This is a genomic window from Spirillospora sp. NPDC049652 (genome assembly GCF_040675125.1).
Taxonomy (GTDB): Bacteria; Actinomycetota; Actinomycetes; order Streptosporangiales; family Streptosporangiaceae; genus Spirillospora.
In genome coordinates, this window is sequence record NZ_JBFAOF010001029.1 from 1 (window position 1) to 2,415 (window position 2,415).

At 70.6% G+C, this 2,415-nt stretch carries 3 protein-coding genes; all 3 read right to left on the reverse strand.

What is annotated here, in order from left to right; all coding sequences use genetic code 11:
* A partial coding sequence (locus AB0J52_RS36400; protein WP_500187458.1) for a hypothetical protein occupies positions 1 to 273 on the reverse strand: 273 nt, incomplete at its 3' end.
* 5 nt (positions 274 to 278) lie between these two features.
* A complete protein-coding gene (locus AB0J52_RS36405) occupies positions 279 to 1,223 on the reverse strand; it encodes a hypothetical protein (protein ID WP_500187459.1) in 945 nt (314 codons plus the stop codon).
* The gene (locus AB0J52_RS36410) at positions 1,220 to 2,086 is read right to left on the reverse strand and encodes a hypothetical protein (protein WP_500187460.1); all 867 of its coding nucleotides are present in this window, start codon (positions 2,084 to 2,086) and stop codon (positions 1,220 to 1,222) included. Before AB0J52_RS36410 ends, AB0J52_RS36405 begins: the two co-directional genes overlap by 4 nt.
* Between the last annotated feature and the right edge of the window lie 329 nt (positions 2,087 to 2,415).

The following is a 2,415-nucleotide window of genomic DNA, read 5'->3' on the forward strand; positions in this document are numbered from 1 at the left end:
GGACGACTGGGCCTCGCCGGACGACTGGGCCTCGCCGGACGACTGGGCCTCGCCGGACGGCTGGGCCTCGCCGGACGGCTGGGACTGAGGCGGCGGCTGGGACGGGCCGGGCGGGGAGGAGTGGCGGGCCAGGTGGTCGTCGAGGAGCCCGAGGGCCTGCCTGACCGGACGGGTGTCGATGTGCACCGCGCCGTCCTGGGGGGTGTCCCCCTGCGCCGAGAGGCGGAGCGGAAACGGGTTCTCGTCCAGCGGCGGCACTCGTCCCTCATTCACCGCACTCACCCCCGTGGTATCTGGTCGTCGATGAACCGGGAGAGTTCATGCTCGGTGACCTCCCCGCCGGAACCTGCGCGCCCCTGTTCACGATAGAACAGGTAAAGCAGCTTTTGAACTGTCCCGACCGGAAAGGAGCGGTCAACGCCGAAGCGACCATCGGTGGCATTGGGCGCCAATTTACGAAATCCTCCCCCGCCCCCCGATGTTCGCCTTTCGACCAGCCGGCGGGTTTCCCCGGCCAGCATCATCCCGGTCTCCAGCACCATCCACTTGGCCACCTCGAACTGGGCCCACTCCTCGCTGTCCTCCGGGATCTCCAGGCCCTCGGCCGAGCACTCCACGAAGATCAGGAACCCGCGGTTCACGCCCGCCCAGTACCGCCGGATCTCGTCCACCGTCGCGACCGGCGGGGTCACCAGCACGACCGAGGCGTGCGGCTTCAGCCAGTCGCCGGCGGACGCCGTCCAGTGGCCGAGATCGACGTCGTCGGGGACCGCGCCCGGAGGGGCGTACGGAGTCCCGAAGAACCCGCCGCTGTCCGCCAGGCGGGCGGCGAGCGTCCGCCCGACGCCGGTCACCCGCTGGGCGCCCGACTGGGCGGACTGCCGGATCCTGTCGCTGAGGTCGACGCGCAGGACGTTCTCCTCGGCGGGCCGTCCGGGCCGGGTCTTCCCGAGCTCGGCGAGGGCGTGGGACATGCAGCGGTTGCGCAGCGAGGTCTTCCCCGAGTGGCTCGGACCCTTCAGGACGACCAGCAGCCCGCAGTCGCGCAGCCTGCGGAGACCGTCGAAGCGCTCCTGGAAGCGCCGGAAGTTGGCCTCCGAGCCCCCGACGTCCACATGGCACGGATCGCCGTCGTGGGTGTCGCAGTTCAGCGGCGGCGCCGGGGTCTGGGGGTCCTCGGGGAGCGCGAAGGGGTTGGACCCGCACCCGCCGGAACCGCTCACGTCCGCCCCTTGCGGCGCGGCAGCCCGGGAAGGGGCGGGCGCTCCAGGGCTCCGGCGGCCCTGAACAGCTCGCTCGTGATCGCCTTCAGCTCCCTCCTCGCCTCGGCGTCCGGGATGTCCTCTGCCCTGATCTTCGCGTCGAGCTCGCCCACCTTTTCCTCGATGCCTTGGAGAAGGTCCCGCGAACGGCTTCGGCCCTGTTCGCGCAGCAGGGTTTCCGACAGTTTCCGCACAGGCTGCGCCATCTCTCGCGACTCTTCATGAGCGCCCTTCGGCGTGCCTTGCGCGTTCAATACCGCGGTCACCGCACTGTTATAGGAACCGGTCGCCTCGCGCAGTTCTTTCGCGCGCTCCTTGAGGTCCGACTTCCGGGTGGTGTAAGTGGTCGCCAGCAGGGTCGCCAGGGCGCCGAGAAAGGCGGAGGACCACGTGTTGACCATTGTCCCCAGGCCGCTGAAGCCGGTCCCCCGGTCAGGGGACTTCGGCAGCTTGCGCAGCATCACCAGGGACGCGCACGCCCGTTCGAAATCGGCGCGCCGCTTTCCGTCCCGCCATTCGGTGACGCTCACCGGCCCGGCCTGTCCGGACGGGACGATCCGCCCGCCGGACTTCGCCTTCCCCAATCCGAGGTCCTCGGCCGCCTGGACGAGGTTGGAGCTGTTGTCGTCGCGCAGGCAGTAGACCGTGCGGGCATCGGCGGCGGCATCCGAATTCGCCGACGGCGAGGGGGTCGGGGAGGGCGACGGCGAAGGGGGCCGTGAAGGGCCGGGCGGTGTCGAAGGCGACGGCGTCGCGAGGGCGAGAGGGGCGGCCCACAACGCAGCTCCGAACAGGACGGAGGAAAGGACGGAAACGAAAGCCACCCGTCCCGAACCCTCCACCTGCGTCCCCCTACGGAAGTCCTCTCGTCCGTGCTCCGGACCACGGCGAACCAGTATCCCCACCTGATCTCGGCCGTGCCCAGTGCCCGAACCGCCACGACCGGTTCCGGCCGCCGTTCCGCGAACGGCCGGAACCCCTGGCGTTCCCGAAGGCGGGCCGGGAGCGGCAGGGGTTCCGGAGGCGGTGCGGTGACGGCTGAGGACTCCGTCACCCGATTACTTGAGCACTTCGGGATTGGCGCAGTGCAGCAGCGGCACGCCGTCGAGGTGGCGGGCCACGTCCTTGGCGAGGATGGCGGCGGCGTTCACGG